Genomic DNA, 18,889 nt, shown 5'->3' with positions numbered 1-18,889 from the left:
AAAGTTATGTCAGGTAAATGCATTATTGTGATGGGGGTATCCGGCACCGGCAAATCCTGTGTTGGTCAGGCGCTGGCACAACAACTTAACGCCAAATTTATTGATGGCGATGATTTGCACCCACGCGCCAATATCCAAAAGATGGCATCCGGCCAGCCGCTAAATGACCAAGACCGCGCCCCATGGCTTGAGCGGTTAAGTGATGTGGCCTATAGCTTGCAACAAAAAAACGAAGTGGGTTTTTTAGTGTGCTCAGCCCTGAAAAAGCAGTATCGCGACCGCCTGCGTGAAGGCAATCAAGGCGTTCGCTTTCTGTGGCTGACCGGTGATTACGATTTGGTATTGCACAGAATGCAGCGGCGGGCGGGGCATTTTATGCCGGAGAGCCTGTTAAAGAGCCAGTTCGCAACCTTGGAAGCGCCTGATGCCCATGAGCCGGACATCATTCCAATCGATATCTCACCGGATATTGCCGGTGTTGTTGAACACTGCATTGCCCAACTGGCAGCCGAAAATAATGCCAGCCGCGGTGCTTAAACAGCCAGCAGGGTGAATACACAGAAATATAGGAATAGTTATGATACTTGATGAATTGAAAAACGCGGTGAATAACCCACTTTATCCGGATGCTATCCGCCGCACACTGGCCACTATCAGTCAGATGGATTTAGCCAATCTGCCCGCCGGCGAGCAAGACATTGAAGGCCGTGAGATTTACCTCAATCACATTATTGCCGCGACCAAACCATTGTATGAGCAAGCACCTGAATTACATCGTTATTATATTGATATTCATATTCTATTGGAGGGCCGCGAGGTCATTGGTGCTTCGCCCTCAGCTCAAGGCCAGCGCCCGACCATGGATTTTGATACCGAGCGAGATTACGGATTGTTTGAAGCAATTAGCCACGAAACATTATTAACACTGGCTCCGGGTGATATTGCGCTGCTGTTCCCAGGTGAGTTGCATCGCCCAATGGGAACATTGACCGAGGTTGCGCCACTGCGCAAAATAGTGGTTAAAGTTGCCAATCATTTATTGTGATAGAGGCCGATAAGTCTCTTGGTGACCTTCTGGAGTCAAGAGGCTTATCTAATAAATCAATATTAAATTGTGGCTACGGATTATAGCCATTATTAAAAGTCAACCCAGACACACGGTCTTAGATAAATTAAATACCGCCAATTTGGTTTCAGGAGCATGTGTTTCACTTGGTTTTTCAGCGGCAAGTTAAGCTGTTAATTTCATATTTAGCTGTAATAATGGCGCATCATCAGTTACAACAATAATTTAATTTAGTGTGCCAGAGATGTTAGCCTCCGGTAATGTCAGGAGATACCTATGATAGAAATCAATCCCATGAACTCTGAGAGAGTTTACTGGTATTAGTGGAAAAGCTATCATCCGGAAATTTAATAAATTGACAGAATTCGGCTTGATCATATAAACCATAAGTACAATTAAAATAATCTCTCACTGCAGCAGTAATACCATCATAGTAAGGGTGATAGTCAGTTTTTGTATACATAACCTCTAGCCCTTTTAGCAAGACCGGATGGTGACTTTGGCTTACTGCAATAATGCTATTTTCTATATTTGGCACCTCATTTTTAGAGCATGTATCAATAAAAAAACCGATGCCATCAGGTAAAGAGACTTCACCTATTTTTTTATTGATAACCATATCAAGATCTAAATAAATCATGCCACTAATATCATCCAGATCACCAGCCCTTACCTTACCCGCTTCGACAAATACAGAGTTGCCTTTCAGCATAAGAAAGTTTCTATATTGATCAAAGCAAACATGAAAACAGCCTTTTTCCAGCTCGGATAATAAGGTTTCATTGTCGCCATCATTTAATAACTCGTTCAAGTCAGACGCCATTTTATCTATTTCACCCTTTTCATTGGGATATCTTTCTTTCATATCCTCAATTAATTGAGTAATGTGCTTACTTTTCTTTATATCATACATACTAAAATCAAGGTCATCTTTGAATAAGAACTTAAGATTGGGATATTCTACCTCCAGCTCATGCATGCTTTCATATTGTGTTGATGTTATTTCGCCGCCAATAAATACACCAATGAATCTCTCATTTTCTATCTGACAAGCTTTCTTTATATTATCTAGATAGGGGTTATCCCTGGTGTTTACTATCGGTATATCTGCTTTTTTTAACTGTTCATCTTCCGGATTAATAAACCACTGGTAAACAATGGGGGTTTTCTCTGAGAGTGTCACCCGTTTATAATCCTTATGATTAAATGAGCACCACTGAGTCACCTCTTTTTCTGGGGTCCTTTTTCCTGATTGCGCTGATTTTAGTTCATCAAGATTGATGCCAGCATGAGTAATTTTCAATACTATTACCTACCTATCATTATGCAGTCCAATATCATATTGGTAACAACTATATAATCATAAGGCGCTGGTCATTCACACCAGGTCTCTACCTGATAATCCCAAGTGGCTCAATGCTAGGATTGATTTTTCTATATTATCAGCACCAGCACACTTAAATCAGGACATAAAAAAGACACCCAAAAGTGCCTTTTTTATTATATTCCGTGGGCTTTTGATTACAGTAAAAATATCTTTACTCTGTATCAACTGAAGGCGCTAAAGCCGTGCCCTTACCTGAGCGGTTGCGCCTGGCCGCCAGCCACAGCCCGCTGTTTTTCATCGCGTAGCCAAACACGACCCCGACCAGCACCGAGGCCGTCACTAACTTCCAGTTACCATCAGCGGCAAAAGTGGCGCAAGCACCAATAAAAGTACCGGGAACAAAGGATAGCCACTGTTGACAGGCTTGGATGCACATCAAAAATGCCACCACGCCGGTCAAAACATAGCCAAGGATCGTCCATTCAGGTTGCACGGCACTTCCCTGAATTATCATCATCGCCCAAAATACCCCGCTCAGGCAGGTTAGCAACGTGATAAGCAGGCCTTTTAGCCCCCCCTGCGGGCAGGCAAAGTAAGCGGTACATCCCAAAAATCCCGCCCAACTGATAAGCCCAAGGCTGACCGCAACCCAGCCCCAAATACCCGAGAGAATGCCGGTGGTAATGGCAATCATCAGAATAATGTTCATCAGTATTTACCTACGCAAAAAACATTAAGAGAAATGTGTATTGAGTGAAAGTTGCGCAGTTTACCTGATATTGCGATTTTATTTATGATGAAAATCACACAAAAATAATATTAATTACTTTCATTTCATTTGAAATGTGACAAAAATCACAATTTAAAGCTATGTAACAGCAGCTCAAGATTCTGGCGTTCACTTTTTGAGGGTATCACCGCGACATTTGTCGGGTTTTCAATTTTATCTTGAATGCTGGCCGCAAGTTCGTCTGAATATGTCACTCTCACATTTTCTGCAAAAAAAGTATGGTCAATAATCTCATCAATGCCTTTCATTAGGAATGTGTCTAAACTCGCGATTTCCTGCATTGTGTCTGGGAGTTTATAGTTAAAAAATTGAATGACTCTATCTGAAATAACGGCATTAATATCAGTCTGATCGTGACTATCTTGTATACAATCTAACATTGCCTTAGTTAGCGGATTTTCATTGACCCAATTCCGGTGATTAATATCTGAACTTGCCACACCAGCTAGGTTTCGTGCAATAAGTTCATTAAATATCTCTTTACCTTTGGTGTGATAACTCTCTTTTGCCATGATTAACTGTTTATTTAAACAATCGCGCAGAAGATCATATTTTTCGTCCAATTTGTTTTGTAGCATCGGCAAATATTTTATCGCAATAATGTTAGCTTTATCCACTTGATTAATAGATAGATAATTAGTGTGATGAAAATTTTTGCTTATTGAAAAACAAGCATTTTCTATCATTATCGCATTAAATTTATCGTCTTCTTTCGCCTGCTCAAGCGAGGCGTTGACGGTGACTTTATCTTTAAAAAAGCAGCCAGACATAATTATCTCAGAATTATTAGGTGATGAGATAATATCATCCACAGAGGGATATTTTTTGTAAGAGTAAGTCGAGGAGGACTGCAACATATAGATATCCTTAATAATACAGTGAGAAATCACTGGTAAATATATTAAAGTACAGCAGACTCGTCCCTCCACTTTTTACCCCAGCCCCACTTAAACAATCTTAATGCGCCCATAAAGAAAAACCCCCTGCTAGCCGAAGCTTGCAGAGGGTTGGTTTGGCTTTCAGCACACAGTTACATCAGCGGCTGAGCTAACTGAACCAGCGAAATCAGCGGCTGCGGATAGACACCCAAGAACAGCACCAAAATCGCGGAAATCAGCACCACCACGCCACCGGCAGTTAATGCCCAGTTGCTTGGCGTATCACGGACTAAGGTTTCCGGCGCACTGAGGTACAGGCTGACAGTCACTCGCAGATAGTAATACAGGCCGATGGCACTGCCTAACACCACAGCACCGGTCAGCCACCACAGGCTGGCACTCACACCCATTGCCACCACAAAGAACTTACCGATAAAGCCCAGTGTCATTGGAATACCCGCCAGTGACAGCATCATCACCGTCATCACCGCAGACAGAATTGGCTTATGCCAGAACAGCCCACGGTAGGAGAACAGGGATTCCGCATCCGGCCCTTTGTATGGGCTGGACATCAAGCTGACCACACCGAAAGCCCCCAAGCTGCTGAACAGGTAACCGGCCAGATAGACACCGACGGTTTCCAATGCCAACTGATGGGTTTGCACCGCCACCAGCGCAATCAGCAAGTAGCCAAGATGCGCTATTGAGGAATAGCCCAGCAGACGCTTGATGTTGGTCTGGCTGATGGCCATCAGGTTACCAAACAGAATCGAGGCCACCGCAATCAGTGACAGCACGATGCGCACCGCTTCACTGTCGGCGGCAGGTGCATACAGGAACAAGCGCATCACTACCGCAAAGATGGCAATCTTGCTGGCGGTTGCCAGGAAAGTAGATACCGGGGCAGGTGCGCCCTGATACACATCCGGCGTCCACAGTTGGAATGGCACCAAGGACAATTTAAAGCCGAGGCCGACAATCATCATCCCCAGACCGGCCAGAATCAGCGGCTGGTGGATAGTCGAGTCACTCAGGCTCTGGCCGAGGCTGGCAAAAGACAAACTGCCAGACTCGGCATACAACAGCGCCATCCCGAACAGCAGGAATGACGATGCGGCCGCAGACAGCAGCATGTACTTGATACTGGCTTCCAGTGAGCGCTTCTGGCGATAGGCATAGCCAATCAGGCCAAACAGCGGCAAGGAAATCAGTTCAATGCCCAGGAACAGTGAAGCCAGATGATTGGCACTGGCCAGCAAAATGCCGCCCATAGTCGCAATCAGCACCAGCAGATAGAATTCTTCGCGGTTATCTGGGTAGCCATTGAGCCACGGATAAGCAAAGGTGCTGGTTGCCAGACTGGCGACTATCACCAGCCCGGTATAGAACATCGAATAGCCGTCAAGGCGCATCAGCGGCGTGACATCCATCGGCCCAACTTGGCCGACAAAATACAGTGACAGCAGTGCCAAGTTAAGCCCGATAACCGTCAGAGTGGCGTTGATAAAGTGATCGCGTCGCCACGCAATGGACAGCATCACAACCACCACCGTCAATCCGACGATCAACAGCGGCAGCATGGCGATCAGTTGTTGAGGAGTTATTGTCATGGCGAATTACGGCCTTGTTGTTGTAATAGATGGAACTGGAATAGATGAAGCTGAGAACCACTGCTGTACATTACTCATCGCCGCATGGGAGGTGTCGAGAATCGGCTGCGGGTAAACCCCCAGCAACACTAACAGCACCACTAACAGCAGAATGATAGACAATTCCCTTGCGCTCATGCCCGGTAGTGCTTCTTCTGATTTTGGCGCGCCGTAATAAGCACGTTGCATCATAATTAGCGCGTAAACCGAAGCAAAAACTAGCCCGAAAGTCGAAATAACAGTAATGACCGGCACCACCTGGAAGCTACCGAACAGAATCATAAATTCGCCCACGAAGTTACCGGTACCCGGCATCCCCAAGGTCGCGACCGCGAAGAACAGCGACAGCGCAGGCAAATATTTGATTCGCCCCCACAGCCCGCCCATCTGGCGCATATCACGGGTATGCAGGCGCTCGTACAACTGGCCGCAAATGATGAACATACCGGCGGCAGAAAGGCCGTGAGCAATCATCTGGATAACCGCCCCTTGGTATGCCAGTTGGCTGCCGGTGTAGATGGCAATCAGGACAAAGCCCATGTGCGACACACTGGTGTAAGCAATCAGGCGTTTGATATCAGTCTGACAGAAGGCCATCCATGCGCCGTAGAAGATACCGACGACACCCAACCACATGGCAATTGGCGCAAATTCAGCGGAAGCATTTGGGAACAGTGGTAAGCTAAAGCGCAGCAAACCATAGGCTGCGGTTTTCAGCAAAATCCCGGCTAAGTCGACAGAACCCGCCGTTGGTGCCTGACTGTGTGCATCGGGCAACCAGCCGTGCAATGGCACCACCGGCATTTTTACCGCAAAGGCGATAAAGAAGCCCAGCATCAGCAGATATTCCACATGATGGGACATCGGCGTTTTCAACAAGTCTTCGTAGTTGAAAGTCCAGACACCGGTGGCGTTATAGTGCACAAACACCAGCCCCAAAATGGCAATCAGCATGATAAGGCCGCTGGCCTGGGTATAGATGAAGAACTTGGTCGCCGCCGCAATGCGGGTTTTACCGTCTGATGCTTTGTGGCCCCACAAGGCAATCAGGAAGTACATCGGCACCAACATCATTTCCCAGAAGAAGAAGAACAGGAACATGTCGATGGCGAGGAACACGCCGATAACCCCACCCAGAATCCACAACAGATTCAGGTAGAAAAAGCCCTGATTGCGCTGAATTTCACGCCACGAACAGAGGATAGCCAGCACACCCAGCAAGCCAGTCAGCACCACCATCAGCAGTGACAACCCATCTAAAGCCAGATGGAAGGCAATGCCGAACCGTGGGATCCACGGCAGGGTGAATTCTGACTGCCACTGCGGGATACCCGCCGGGTTCATCAGTGAATAGTTGCCCTGCACCCACAACTGCAAGGAGAGCACCAATGTCAGCCCCATCGCGAGTAGCGCTATCCAGCGCGGTACTCTGGTACCGAAGCGCTCACACTGCCAAGACAGTAAGCCGCCGATAAAGGGGATAAGAATTAGCCAAGGTAATAGCATGGCGTTTTGTGTCCCTAATTAAACGAAAAGCAACAGAGCCAGTACAACGACTGCACCCAAACCCATAGACGCGACATACCAACGCACCTGTCCATTTTCACTGACGGTCAGACCGCGATTACTCCAGCGCGAAAGTATCGCCGGGGTATTCATCAGTGAGTTCAGCGGATCACGCTGCAACAGTCTGGCAATCCACAGATATGGGCGAACAAATACGTTGTGATACAGCCAGTCGAAGCCCCACGCATGGAACCACCAGACGGTAAAGAAGCGGCCCGGCGCACTTTGCGCAATGCTGTTGACCAACTGACGTTTGCCCAGATACAGCATTGCTGCCAGTGCAATACCAATCACCACTATCACCCCAGAGAAGATTTCCAGCGGCATTTTGCCCTCTTCACCAAAGTGAAGCTCTGGCAATACACCCGCCAGCGGTGGTGTTATCAGCGCGCCAACAAATGTCGACAGCACCAGCAACACGATCAGCGGCAGGCTGTGAGTTATCCCTTTGACCGGATGCGCTTTGGTTTTTGGCTCGCCATGGAACACAATGAAAATCATGCGGAAGGTGTACAGCGCGGTGAGGAATGCCCCAACCAGCCCCGCTACCATCAGGTTGACATGGCCACTGGCCAATGCGCCCCACAGAATCTCATCTTTACTGTAGAAGCCGGCGGTGACGATTGGCAATGCTGCCAGCGCTGCACCACCCACCAAGAAGCAGATATAAACCAATGGGATAGTCTTGCGCAGACCGCCCATTTTGAAAATATTTTGCTCGTGGTGACAGGCCAGAATCACTGAACCGGAGGAGAGGAACAGTAAGGCTTTGAAGAAAGCATGGGTCATCAGGTGGAAAATCGCCGCATCCCATGCCTGCACGCCGAGCGCCAGGAACATGTAGCCAATCTGGCTCATGGTGGAGTAGGCCAGCACCCGTTTGATGTCGGTTTGCACCAAGGCGGCAAAACCGGCCAATACCAAGGTCACCGCACCGATAACCCCGACCAGATGCAGAACTTCCGGTGCCATCAGGAATAGACCGTGAGTTCGGGCAATCAAATACACCCCGGCAGTTACCATGGTTGCCGCATGGATCAATGCAGAAACCGGCGTCGGGCCAGCCATCGCATCAGCCAACCAAGTTTGTAACGGCAACTGCGCCGATTTACCGACCGCACCACCCAACAGCATCAGCGTCGCCCAGGTAATAGCGGTGGAGCCCATTTCCAGTTTCTGCGGTGCTAATACCATCAGCTCACGAATGTTCAACGTACCCAGTTCTTGGTAGAGGATAAACAAGGCGATGGCCAAGAACACGTCACCGACACGGGTCACGATAAAGGCTTTCATCGCTGCTGCACCGTTAGCCGGATTGGTGTAGTAGAAACCAATCAGCAAGTAACTGCACAGCCCTACCCCTTCCCAACCCAAATACATCAGCATCAGGTTATCCGCCAACACCAAGACCACCATACTGGCGATAAACAGGTTGGTGTAAGCGAAGAAGCGGGAATAGCCCTCTTCCCCCCGCATATACCAAGAGGCATACATGTGAATAAGGAAGCCCACGCCAGTGACCACCGACAACATGGTCAGCGACAGGCCGTCCAGTGTCAGCGTCAGCGGAATGTTGAACTCCCCGACAGACATCCAATTCCACAGTGTTTGGTTAAACACCGGTACCCCGGTGGCTTTTTGGCTAAGGAAATCCACTGCGACATACAGTGTCACCAGCGCCGTTAGGCCAATAGAACCCACCCCAACAGTGGCGGAGGTATTTTCAGACCAACGCCCACGGGAGAATGCCAACAGCAAGAAGCCCAGCAGTGGCAGCAGAATTGTTAAATATAATAGGTTCATCCGCGCATCTCACTGACTGTGTCGATATTCAGAGTATGACGGCGACGATACAGCTGTAGCAGCAATGCCAGGCCAATACTGGCCTCCGCTGCCGCCAGCGTAATTGCCAGGATATACATCACCTGACCGTCAGCCTGACCCCAATAACTGCCCGCCACCACAAAGGCGAGCGCCGCTGCATTGATCATCACTTCCAGGCTTATCAGCATAAACAGCAGGTTGCGACGAATCATCAACCCCATCAGCCCCAGCACAAACAGAATGGCCGCCAAAATCAGGCCATGTTGTAGAGGGATCATGCTTGTTCCTCCGTTTTTCTTTTCGCGCTGTCACTTGCGCCTAGCACTTCACCCGGCTTGTGTTCCCGCCCAATATGGAAGGCAACGACCAGCCCGGCTAGCAGCAGCATTGAAGCCAACTCAACCGCCAGCACATAAGGGCCGAACAAGCTGATACCGACCGCTTTGGCATCCACCATCTCACCGCTGATACCTGAATCGGTGACTGAGCTAATGCCATAAATCAGTACCGACAGCAGCACCAAGGCCAATAAGCCGGGGCCAATCCACAAGCTTGGTTTCAACCAGTCGCGCTCTTGTTGTTCAACATTGCCCAAGTTCAGCATCATCACCACGAACACGAACAGCACCATAATGGCACCGGCGTACACGATGATTTCCAACGCACCGGCAAAGTAAGCCCCCAGCGAGAAAAATACCGCTGAAATAGCCAGCAAAGAGATAATCAGGTACAGCAGCGCATGTACCGGGTTGGTATGAGTGATAACGCGAATAGTCGCCACCACTGCCACCAATGCTGCAATATAAAATGCAAATTCCATGGACGCTGGCTCCTAAGGCATCAGACCTTTAACGTCGATCGGTTTGGCTTCATTTTCGGCGTCGCCTTTCGGCTTGCCGTCAATCGCCATACCGGACATCCGGTAGAAATTATATTCCGGATATTTACCCGGCCCCGAGATCAACAAGTCTTCTTTCTCATACACCAGATCCTGGCGTTTGAACTCACCCATTTCGAAATCCGGCGTGAGCTGGATGGCGGTGGTTGGGCAAGCCTCTTCACACAGGCCACAGAAAATGCAGCGCGAGAAGTTGATACGGAAGAACTCCGGATACCAACGGCCATCTTTCTGCTCGGCTTTCTGCAATGAGATACACCCCACCGGGCAAGCAACGGCACACAGGTTACACGCAACACAGCGCTCTTCACCGTCAGGATCGCGCGTCAGCACGATGCGGCCACGGTAGCGCGGTGGCAGATAAACCGGCTCTTCTGGATACATTTGGGTTTCGCGCTTGTGGAAGGCATGAAGGCCAATCATCCACAGGCTGCGCACTTGGGTGCCGAAACCAACCACTAACTCTTTCAACGTCATGGTTCATTCACCCCTTATTGAGCGTTGTACAAAATGACCGCGGCAGTCGCCAGCAGATTCAGCAGGGTCAACGGCAGGCAAACTTTCCAACCGAATGACATCACTTGGTCATAACGTGGGCGCGGCAAGGAGGCACGGATCAGAATGAACATCACCATGAAGAAAGCCGTTTTCAGCGCAAACCAGATAAATGGCGGCAAGAATGGGCCTTGCCAGCCCCCGAAGAACAAAGTGACTATCAGTGCAGAGACAGTCACGATACCGATGTATTCACCGACGAAGAACAGACCGAATTTCATACCGGAATATTCAATGTGGTAACCATCGGCCAGTTCTTGTTCAGCTTCTGGCTGGTCAAAGGGATGACGGTGACAAACTGCAACGCCCGCAATGGCAAAGGTCACAAAGCCAAAGAATTGCGGGATAACATTCCAGACGTGCTCTTGGGAGTTAACAATATCCTGCATGTTAAATGAGCCGGCCTGCGCCACCACGCCCATCAAGGATAAGCCGAGGAACACTTCGTAACTCAGAGTTTGTGCCGACGCACGCATTGCCCCTAACAGCGAATATTTGTTATTGCTGGACCAACCGGCGAACAGCACGGCGTAAACCGCCAGTCCGGCCATCATCAGGAAGAACAAAATACCGATGTTGAGATCCGCAACCGCCCAGGTCGGGCTGACCGGGACGATGGCGAAAGAGAGCAGCAGCGAAGTAAACGCAATCACTGGCGCTAAGGTAAAAATGGCTCGGTCAGAAAACTTCGGCACCCAGTCTTCTTTGAAGAACATTTTGATCATGTCAGCAACCAGCTGCAATGACCCGCCCCAACCGACACGGTTTGGCCCATAACGGTTTTGGAACAGACCCAGCAGGCGGCGCTCGCCAAAGCTCATAAATGCGCCGCACGTCACCACCACCAACAGAATCACTACCGCTTTCAGGACAGAGATTAAAATCTCAATCAATTCAGGGGTAAACCAGCTCATAGTACTGCCTCCCGCAGATTCTCAACGCGCGCACCCGCCATAATTGGCGGAATGCCCGGTAAGCCAAGCGGCAAGCCGACCTGACCTTGAGCCAAGGTTTCACTCAGACGTACTGGCAGGCGCAATGTCTGACCCGCGCAATTAAATTCCACCAGCGTACCGAGATTAACCCCAAGTGTGGCAGCATCAGCCGGATTGACCATCACGTAAGGTGCAGGCATCCGTTGTTGAATCACATCTGAACGCTGAGACATTTCTTCACTACCAAACAGATGGTAATAAGGCGCTATCTGCCAACCATCCGCCTGAGCAGTAAAGGCAGCCGGTACTGAATCAAAGTAACCGAGCGTTCCCTCCCCTGCTTCAATCAGGCGCACACCCGGGTCACCAAAGCGCAGGTTGCCCCCCACTTCCGCTTGGAATTTATTCCATGCTTGCGGTGAGTTCCAGCCTGGGGCCCAAGCAAATGGAACCTGCTGACGGTCAGCCAGTGGGCTGTTGTTGCCCTCCATTGAGAAGGCAAACGGCGTGTCAATATCTTGCGGCTGACGCGGTTCATGCACACTGATGTCTGCGCGCATGGCGGTACGGCCACTATAACGGATTGGCGAGCGCGCCAATTTCTGACCACGAATACGGAATGTCGCATCCGGTGCCGCATCAACAATGCCTTGCAACTGTGGCAATGCCGCCACACAGGCTTGAATCACGTGGTCAAGTTGCGTCCAGTCCACATGGCGGCGGGTATAAGTTGAGTGCAGGGAATGCAACCAACGCCAGCTCTCCAGCATAATACTGTTGTTTTCTGGTTTTTTCGGATCGTCATAATAAGTTGGGTCATACACTTGGAAGAAGCGCTGGGCGCGGCCTTCCTGATTGACCAAGGTACCGTCGCTTTCCGCGAAACTGGCGGCAGACAGAATCAAATCTGCTTTTTCCATAATCGCGGTGCGCTGATGATCGACCACGATCAGATTTGCGGTTTTCTCCAATGCGGCATCAATTTTGTCTTTTGCGCCATGGCGATACAGGTCGTTTTCCATCACGATAACGCTGTCTGCATCACCTTGAGTCAACAACTCCAATGCTTGATCCAATGAACCACCGCCGATCATTGACAGGCCGATACTGTTAGCGGCACTGGCAACAAAGGTGATGCCGACGTCAGAACCACGGCCTTTCAGGGCTTTCGCCACGTTGGCTGCCGCCTCAATGATGGCATCGCTGCCCGCACTGCTGCCGGTGATAATCAGTGGTTTTTTCGCCCCGGCCAGCGCCTGCACGATAATGTCCACTTTACCTTTCAGTTTACTGTCCAGATCAGAGACTGCCGGGGCAGACTCATCCAGCGCATGGGCAATGGCAAAACCTAAACGAGCTTGATCAGCCACCGGCGCGCGATAGTTCCATGCCGCGATATCATCCATGCGGGTGTTATCAACGTTGGTGATAAACAGCGGATGTTTGGCATGTTGACCAATGTTCATGATGGCGGCAATTTGCCAGTCAGCCACTTTTTGTGCGGCGGCCATTTCACGCGCTTTTCCTTTCACTGCTTGGCGAACTGACAGCGCGATGCGGGCGCCAGTTTGGGTCAAATCTTCCCCCAGAATCAGCACGGCGTCGTAGCTTTCAATTTCGCGTAATGCTGGCGTGTAAATACCGCCCTCACGCAGCACTTTCAGCATCAGTTGCAGGCGCTGTTGCTCACTGGCAGCGATGCCGGTATAGAAGTTTTCAGCCCCCACCAACTCACGCAGCGCGAAGTTGCTTTCCAAGCTGGCACGCGGTGAACCGATACCGATGGTTTTCTTCGCCTGACGCAAAATATCTGCCGCACCTTGCATCGCTTGTTCGGCGTTCAGGTGGATCCAGTCATTACCACGCAGCTGCTGTGGCTGACGCGGGCGGTCTTTGCGATTGACATAGCCATAACCAAAGCGGCCACGGTCACACATAAAGTAGTGGTTTACCGTGCCGTTATAGCGGTTTTCGATGCGGCGTAACTCACCATAGCGCTCGCCCGGGCTGGTATTACAGCCCACACTGCACTGTTGGCAGATACTCGGCGCGAATTGCATATCCCACTTACGGTTATAACGCTCGGAATGGGTTTTGTCGGTGAATACACCGGTCGGGCACACTTCGACCAAGTTACCGGAGAATTCGCTTTCCAGCGTGCCACTCTCGGTGCGGCCAAAATAGACATTATCGTGTGCGCCGTAGACACCAAAGTCAGTGCCATCCGCGTAATCTTTGTAGTAACGCACGCAGCGGTAACAGGCGATACAGCGGTTCATTTCATGGGAGATGAACGGGCCGAGATCCTGATTTTGATGCGTCCGTTTGCTAAAGCGATAGCGGCGGAAGCTGTGGCCGGTCATCACTGTCATATCTTGCAGGTGACAGTTCCCCCCTTCTTCACAGACCGGGCAATCGTGCGGGTGGTTGGTCATCAACCATTCAACCACACTCTCACGGAACGCTTTGGCTTCACCGTCATCAATGGAAATAAAGGTTCCATCGGTGGCCGGCGTCATACAGGACATCACCAAACGCCCACGCGTGTCGTCCGCGTTTTGGTATTGCTTTACCGCACATTGGCGGCAAGCGCCGACGCTTCCCAGCGCCGGATGCCAGCAAAAGTAAGGAATATCGAGTCCCAGGGAGAGACAAGCTTGTAACAGGTTGTCGGCCCCGTTTACGTCGTATTCTTTGCCGTCTACATGAATCGTAGCCATATCAGCATGCTTCCAAGTGGCTTGTGTTAGAACCGCGTCAAAATCTGACTCGGCGACTTTAAAACGGTTCGTTGACAAGCGTTAATCAAAAATTCTGGCCCTTGCTGCACACAACAAGGGCGTCAATGCTGCTACCAGCGCGCTTTTAATAGGTTTGGCTGAATACCGGCTATGGCTCGGGTGTTGCCATAGTCTTTAGTTGCGATCCCGGCTTCGAATTCTTCCCGGAAATATTTAATCGCACTTTGCAGTGGTTCAACCGCGCCCGGCGCGTGAGCACAGAAGGTTTTGCCCGGCCCTAAGAAGCGGCACAGTTGCTCCAGCGTCTCGATGTCGCCCGGCTGACCTTCGCCACGCTCCAACGCGCGCAGGATCTTCACGCTCCATGGCAAACCATCGCGACAAGGTGTACACCAACCACAGGATTCACGGGCAAAAAACTCTTCCAAATTTCGCACCAGCGGCACCATACCGATTTCGTGGTCTACCGCCATCGCCAGCGCAGTTCCTAAACGGCTGCCTGCTTTGGCGATATTCTCGAAGTCCATCGGTAAATCCAGATGGTCGGCGGTCAGGAAGTCAGTACCCGCCCCACCCGGCTGCCAGGCTTTGAATTTCAGGCCATCGCGCATACCACCGGCGTAATCTTCCAGAATTTCACGGGCGCTGATACCAAACGGCAATTCCCACAGGCCCGGATTTTTCACCCGGCCAGAGAAGCCCATGAGTTTGGTACCGGCATCGTTACTTTTACCGGCGGTGATCCCCTGATACCACTCCACCCCATGCTCAAGAATGGCGGGAACGTTACACAGCGTTTCAACGTTATTGACGCAAGTTGGCTTGCCCCACACCCCTGAAGAGGCTGGGAAAGGTGGCTTGGAGCGCGGATTGGCACGGCGGCCTTCCAGCGAATTAATCAGCGCCGTTTCTTCACCGCAGATATAACGGCCCGCGCCGGTATGCACAATCAGCTCAAAATCAAAGCCGCTGCCCATGATATTTTTGCCCAGCAAGCCAGCTTCATTGGCCTCAGCAATGGCACGGCGCAAGTTAGCGGCCGCTTCAATATATTCACCGCGCAGGAAGATGTAGCCGCGGTAGGCTTTCAGCGCGAAAGCACTGATAAGCATCCCTTCCACCAGCAAATGCGGCAATTGTTCCATCAGCAGGCGGTCTTTATAGGTGCCCGGTTCCATCTCATCGGCGTTACACAGCAGATAACGGATATTCATGCTTTCGTCTTTGGGCATTAGACTCCACTTCAATCCAGTGGAGAAGCCAGCACCGCCACGCCCTTTCAGGCCAGCGTCTTTGACTAAGCTAACAACATCCGGTGGTGCCATGCCTTTTAACGCTTTTTCCGCACCTTGGTACCCGGTTTTGCTGCGATACTCATCCAGCCACACCGGCTGTTTATCATCACGCAAACGCCAAGTCAGCGGGTGCATTTCCGGTGTGCGGACGATTTCTTTGGTCAAACCTGAAGTTGTTGTCATGGATATTGCTCCAGTAACTTCTCAATATCTTCAGGTTTCAGGTAGCTGTGGGTATCGTCGTCGATCATCATGGTCGGGCCGCGGTCACAGTTCCCCAGACAGCAGGTTGGCAGCAGCGTAAAGCGGCCATCAAAGGTCGTCTGGCCTGGCTGAATACTGAGTTTTTTCGAAATCGCCGCCTGGATCCCCTGATAACCGGTGATATGGCACACCACACTGTCACAGTAGCGGATAACATGACGCCCGACCGGTTGACGGAAGATCTGACTGTAGAAGGTGGCAACCCCCTCAACATCACTGGCCGGGATGCCCAGCACTTCAGCAATGGCATGAATCGCGCCATCCGGTACCCAGCCGCGCTTCTTCTGCACAATTTTCAGTGCTTCGATTGACGCGGCACGAGCATCTTCATAATGGTGCTTTTCATGCTCGATAGCATCACGTTCTTCAGCGCTCAATTCGAAAGCTTCAGTCGTGGTCGCCGGTTGGTGCGCATTGACTGCCAGGTTCGCCACATCTTGGCTTTCGTTACTTACCTGAGTCTCTTTTTGATTGCTCATAATTAGCGGTCCACATCAGACATTACAAAATCGATACTGCCCAGATAGACGATCAGGTCAGATACCAAGCTGCCACGGATAACCGATGGGATCTGCTGTAAATGGGCATAGCTTGGAGTACGTATCCGGGTGCGATAGCTCATAGTGCTGGCGTCACTGGTCAGATAGTAGCTGTTGATCCCTTTGGTCGCTTCAATCATCTGGAATGATTCGTTAGCTGGCATCACTGGGCCCCATGAAACTTGCAGGAAGTGAGTGATTAACGTTTCAATATGTTGCAGCGTACGTTCTTTCGGTGGCGGCGTCGTCAGTGGGTGGTCGGCCTTGAATGGGCCTTCTGGCATATTTTTATAGCATTGCTCCAGAATGCGCAGACTTTGGCGCAACTCTTCCACTTTCAGCATCACACGGTCATAGCAGTCACCGTTGTTACCGACGGGCACTTCGAAATCGAAGTTCTCATAACCGGAGTAAGGACGCCATTTACGCACGTCAAACTCAACCCCCGTCGCACGCAGGCCCGCACCGGTCACACCCCACTCCAATGCTTCTTTAGCATTATAGGCGGCCACACCGACCGAACGCCCTTTCAGGATACTGTTCTGTAACGCCGCTTTAACGTAGGAATCCAGACGTTTTGGCATCCAGTCAAGGAAGTCGCGCAGCAGGCGTTCCCAGCCGCGTGGCAAATCGTGCGCCACACCACCGATACGGAACCAAGCCGGGTGCATACGAAAACCGGTGATAGCTTCCACTAAGTCGTACACTTTCTGCCGGTCAGTAAAGGCGAAGAACACCGGGGTCATGGCGCCGACGTCCTGGATGAAAGTACTGATGTACAGTAAGTGACTGTTAATGCGGAATAATTCAGACAGCATGACGCGGATGGTTTTAACGCGATCCGGCACTTCAATACCGGCCAGTTTTTCAACTGCCAGCACGTAAGGCATCTCATTAACGCAACCACCAAGGTATTCAATACGGTCGGTATAAGGAATGTAGCTGTGCCAGGACTGGCGCTCACCCATTTTCTCCGCGCCACGGTGGTGATAACCCACATCTGGCACACAGTCGACAATCTCTTCACCATCAAGCTGCAGCACGATACGGAATGCACCGTGTGAGGAGGGGTGGTTCGGGCCGAGGTTCAAGAACATGAAGTCCTCGTTTTCGGTTCCGCGTTTCATGCCCCAATCTTCTGGTTTGAAGGTCAGTGACTCCATTTCCAAATCTTCTTTCTGCTTGGTCAGCACAAAGGGATCGAATTCCGTGGCTCGCGCGGGGTAATCTTTACGCAGCGGATGACCTTCCCAGCTCTGCGGCATCATAATGCGCGTCAGGTGCGGGTGGCCATCAAAGGTAATACCGAACATTTCCCACGTTTCACGCTCATACCAGTTGGCATTAGGGAAAATCTTGGTTGCTGTGGGCACGTGCATGTCTTTTTCAGACAGTGCCACTTTCAGCATAATGTCGCGGTTGCGCTCGATAGAAAGCAGATGATAGAAAACAGAGAAATCCGCAGCAGGAAGCCCCTGGCGGTGAGTCCGAAGGCGCTCATCGACGCCATGCAGGTCAAACAGCATGACATACGGCTTCGGTTGTTTTCTCAGGAATGACATTACTTCCAGTAATTGTTCACGCTTGATCCATACCACGGGCATCCCGGTACGGGTGGCTTGAACAACAAAGGCCTCAGGCCCAAAACGGTTCGACAGTTCACCAATAACCGGATCATCAAGATGATCTCGGGTCTGCCATGCAGGCTGGGTGCTGTCGGACGTCGTTAAATCGGTCATTATTTATTCACCACACTGTTTTTTCACCACACTGAATGTGTCATTTTGTGGTCATTTGCCGCACACATGTTTTGGAAGAAAAACGGTTCGTTCCAAAAACAAATCACTTACGCACCAAAACCTTACACTTAAATCGTGTTAGATTTCGTCAGGTGTACGCAGGTTAGTTACTGCAATTCGTTCAGCATGCTTACGTTCTCTTTCTGGCTGCATATTGGCGCGATAAACACCTTGATCACCCACAACCCAAGAGAGAGGACGGCGCTCTTTACCGATAGATTCCTGCAACAACAGCAGAGCTTGCATATAAGCTTCCGGGCGCGGTGGGCAACCTGGGATATACACGTCTACCGGTAGGAATTTATCCACGCCTTGTACCACGGAATAGATGTCGTACATGCCGCCAGAGTTAGCACAGGCCCCCATGGAAATAACCCATTTGGGCTCCAGCATTTGTTCATACAAACGCTGAATAACTGGGGCCATCTTGGTAAAGCAGGTGCCGGCCACTACCATGAAATCGGCCTGACGTGGGGAGGCACGCAAGACTTCGGCACCAAAGCGCGCCACGTCATGTACGGCAGTGAACGAAGTCACCATCTCCACATAACAGCAGGAAAGGCCGAAGTTATACGGCCAAAGAGAATTCTTACGCCCCCAATTCACCATGTCATGCATGGCGTTCTCAAGTTTACCCATGTAAACACTACGGTGGACATGTTGCTCGAGAGGATCGCCGCTGACGGTTTCCTGAGTTTGCAGGGGGTAACGGTCATTCTCACCGTTAGGGTCTATGCGGGTGAGCGTATAGTCCATGTTAATG

At 50.5% G+C, this 18,889-nt stretch carries 17 protein-coding genes; 2 read left to right on the top strand and 15 right to left on the bottom strand.

Going from position 1 to position 18,889, the window contains the following annotated elements; translation table 11 throughout:
• The first annotated feature begins 6 nt into the window (after positions 1–6).
• Positions 7–537: a gluconokinase gene (locus D5F51_RS05280; RefSeq protein ID WP_129195806.1), complete on the top strand. Its 531-nt coding sequence runs from the start codon at positions 7–9 to the stop codon at positions 535–537.
• Positions 538–577: 40 nt separating this feature from the next.
• A complete protein-coding gene (locus D5F51_RS05275; protein ID WP_129195805.1) occupies positions 578–1,045 on the top strand; it encodes a NanQ anomerase/TabA/YiaL family protein in 468 nt (155 codons plus the stop codon).
• A 307-nt stretch (positions 1,046–1,352) separates the two neighbouring features.
• Here the strand turns inward: D5F51_RS05275 and D5F51_RS05270 are convergent, their stop codons facing one another.
• From D5F51_RS05270 to D5F51_RS05200, 15 genes are all read right to left on the bottom strand, one after another.
• On the bottom strand, positions 1,353–2,369 hold the full coding sequence (locus tag D5F51_RS05270; RefSeq protein ID WP_129195804.1) for a non-LEE encoded effector protein NleB: 1,017 nt from the start codon (positions 2,367–2,369) through the stop codon (positions 1,353–1,355).
• A 235-nt stretch (positions 2,370–2,604) separates the two neighbouring features.
• Complete coding sequence (locus D5F51_RS05265; RefSeq protein WP_129195803.1) at positions 2,605–3,102, bottom strand: DUF1097 domain-containing protein; 498 nt, start codon at positions 3,100–3,102, stop codon at positions 2,605–2,607.
• 146 nt (positions 3,103–3,248) lie between these two features.
• On the bottom strand, positions 3,249–4,040 hold the full coding sequence (locus D5F51_RS05260; RefSeq protein ID WP_129195802.1) for a hypothetical protein: 792 nt from the start codon (positions 4,038–4,040) through the stop codon (positions 3,249–3,251).
• Positions 4,041–4,213: 173 nt separating this feature from the next.
• Entirely contained in the window at positions 4,214–5,671 is a 1,458-nt protein-coding gene (gene nuoN, locus D5F51_RS05255; protein ID WP_129195801.1) for an NADH-quinone oxidoreductase subunit NuoN, read from the bottom strand.
• A 6-nt stretch (positions 5,672–5,677) separates the two neighbouring features.
• Positions 5,678–7,216: an NADH-quinone oxidoreductase subunit M gene (gene nuoM / locus D5F51_RS05250; RefSeq protein WP_087768690.1), complete on the bottom strand. Its 1,539-nt coding sequence runs from the start codon at positions 7,214–7,216 to the stop codon at positions 5,678–5,680.
• An 18-nt stretch (positions 7,217–7,234) separates the two neighbouring features.
• Entirely contained in the window at positions 7,235–9,079 is a 1,845-nt protein-coding gene (nuoL, locus tag D5F51_RS05245; RefSeq protein WP_129195800.1) for an NADH-quinone oxidoreductase subunit L, read from the bottom strand.
• Positions 9,076–9,378, bottom strand: coding sequence for an NADH-quinone oxidoreductase subunit NuoK (gene nuoK, locus D5F51_RS05240; RefSeq protein ID WP_129195799.1), 303 nt, complete (start codon positions 9,376–9,378; stop codon positions 9,076–9,078). Before nuoK ends, nuoL begins: the two co-directional genes overlap by 4 nt.
• Positions 9,375–9,920, bottom strand: a complete 546-nt coding sequence (nuoJ, locus tag D5F51_RS05235) for an NADH-quinone oxidoreductase subunit J (protein WP_025378920.1) — start codon at positions 9,918–9,920, stop codon at positions 9,375–9,377. The genes nuoK and nuoJ overlap by 4 nt, the downstream gene beginning before the upstream one ends.
• 12 nt (positions 9,921–9,932) lie before the next feature.
• Positions 9,933–10,475, bottom strand: a complete 543-nt coding sequence (gene nuoI, locus D5F51_RS05230; RefSeq protein ID WP_025378921.1) for an NADH-quinone oxidoreductase subunit NuoI — start codon at positions 10,473–10,475, stop codon at positions 9,933–9,935.
• A 14-nt stretch (positions 10,476–10,489) separates the two neighbouring features.
• Positions 10,490–11,467: an NADH-quinone oxidoreductase subunit NuoH gene (gene nuoH, locus D5F51_RS05225; protein WP_025378922.1), complete on the bottom strand. Its 978-nt coding sequence runs from the start codon at positions 11,465–11,467 to the stop codon at positions 10,490–10,492.
• A complete protein-coding gene (gene nuoG, locus D5F51_RS05220) occupies positions 11,464–14,208 on the bottom strand; it encodes an NADH-quinone oxidoreductase subunit NuoG (RefSeq protein ID WP_129195798.1) in 2,745 nt (914 codons plus the stop codon). The genes nuoH and nuoG overlap by 4 nt, the downstream gene beginning before the upstream one ends.
• Before the next feature lie 131 nt (positions 14,209–14,339).
• Positions 14,340–15,707, bottom strand: coding sequence for an NADH-quinone oxidoreductase subunit NuoF (gene nuoF, locus D5F51_RS05215; RefSeq protein WP_025378924.1), 1,368 nt, complete (start codon positions 15,705–15,707; stop codon positions 14,340–14,342).
• A complete protein-coding gene (gene nuoE / locus D5F51_RS05210) occupies positions 15,704–16,267 on the bottom strand; it encodes an NADH-quinone oxidoreductase subunit NuoE (RefSeq protein WP_025378925.1) in 564 nt (187 codons plus the stop codon). Before nuoE ends, nuoF begins: the two co-directional genes overlap by 4 nt.
• Positions 16,268–16,269: 2 nt before the next feature.
• Positions 16,270–18,066 carry an NADH-quinone oxidoreductase subunit C/D gene (nuoC, locus tag D5F51_RS05205; protein ID WP_129195797.1) on the bottom strand — a complete coding sequence of 599 codons (1,797 nt, stop codon included), beginning with the start codon at positions 18,064–18,066 and terminating at the stop codon, positions 16,270–16,272.
• Between the two features lie 138 nt (positions 18,067–18,204).
• Complete coding sequence (locus D5F51_RS05200) at positions 18,205–18,882, bottom strand: NuoB/complex I 20 kDa subunit family protein (RefSeq protein WP_002210278.1); 678 nt, start codon at positions 18,880–18,882, stop codon at positions 18,205–18,207.
• Positions 18,883–18,889 lie beyond the last annotated feature (7 nt).

This window comes from Yersinia hibernica, from assembly GCF_004124235.1.
GTDB classification, from domain to species: Bacteria; Pseudomonadota; Gammaproteobacteria; order Enterobacterales; family Enterobacteriaceae; genus Yersinia; species Yersinia hibernica.
Note: the sequence above shows the minus strand (reverse complement) of the source record. Positions and strands in the feature narration are given on the sequence as shown.

Coding starts and splice junctions, on each gene's coding strand:
- D5F51_RS05280 (WP_129195806.1), top strand. CDS start 7: ATGTCAGGTAAATGCATTATTGTGATGGGGGTATCCGGCACCGGCAAA.
- D5F51_RS05275 (WP_129195805.1), top strand. CDS start 578: ATGATACTTGATGAATTGAAAAACGCGGTGAATAACCCACTTTATCCG.
- D5F51_RS05265 (WP_129195803.1), bottom strand. CDS start 3,102: ATGAACATTATTCTGATGATTGCCATTACCACCGGCATTCTCTCGGGT.
- D5F51_RS05260 (WP_129195802.1), bottom strand. CDS start 4,040: ATGTTGCAGTCCTCCTCGACTTACTCTTACAAAAAATATCCCTCTGTG.
- nuoN (WP_129195801.1), bottom strand. CDS start 5,671: ATGACAATAACTCCTCAACAACTGATCGCCATGCTGCCGCTGTTGATC.
- nuoM (WP_087768690.1), bottom strand. CDS start 7,216: ATGCTATTACCTTGGCTAATTCTTATCCCCTTTATCGGCGGCTTACTG.
- nuoL (WP_129195800.1), bottom strand. CDS start 9,079: ATGAACCTATTATATTTAACAATTCTGCTGCCACTGCTGGGCTTCTTG.
- nuoK (WP_129195799.1), bottom strand. CDS start 9,378: ATGATCCCTCTACAACATGGCCTGATTTTGGCGGCCATTCTGTTTGTG.
- nuoJ (WP_025378920.1), bottom strand. CDS start 9,920: ATGGAATTTGCATTTTATATTGCAGCATTGGTGGCAGTGGTGGCGACT.
- nuoI (WP_025378921.1), bottom strand. CDS start 10,475: ATGACGTTGAAAGAGTTAGTGGTTGGTTTCGGCACCCAAGTGCGCAGC.
- nuoH (WP_025378922.1), bottom strand. CDS start 11,467: ATGAGCTGGTTTACCCCTGAATTGATTGAGATTTTAATCTCTGTCCTG.
- nuoG (WP_129195798.1), bottom strand. CDS start 14,208: ATGGCTACGATTCATGTAGACGGCAAAGAATACGACGTAAACGGGGCC.
- nuoF (WP_025378924.1), bottom strand. CDS start 15,707: ATGACAACAACTTCAGGTTTGACCAAAGAAATCGTCCGCACACCGGAA.
- nuoE (WP_025378925.1), bottom strand. CDS start 16,267: ATGAGCAATCAAAAAGAGACTCAGGTAAGTAACGAAAGCCAAGATGTG.
- nuoC (WP_129195797.1), bottom strand. CDS start 18,066: ATGACCGATTTAACGACGTCCGACAGCACCCAGCCTGCATGGCAGACC.
- D5F51_RS05200 (WP_002210278.1), bottom strand. CDS start 18,882: ATGGACTATACGCTCACCCGCATAGACCCTAACGGTGAGAATGACCGT.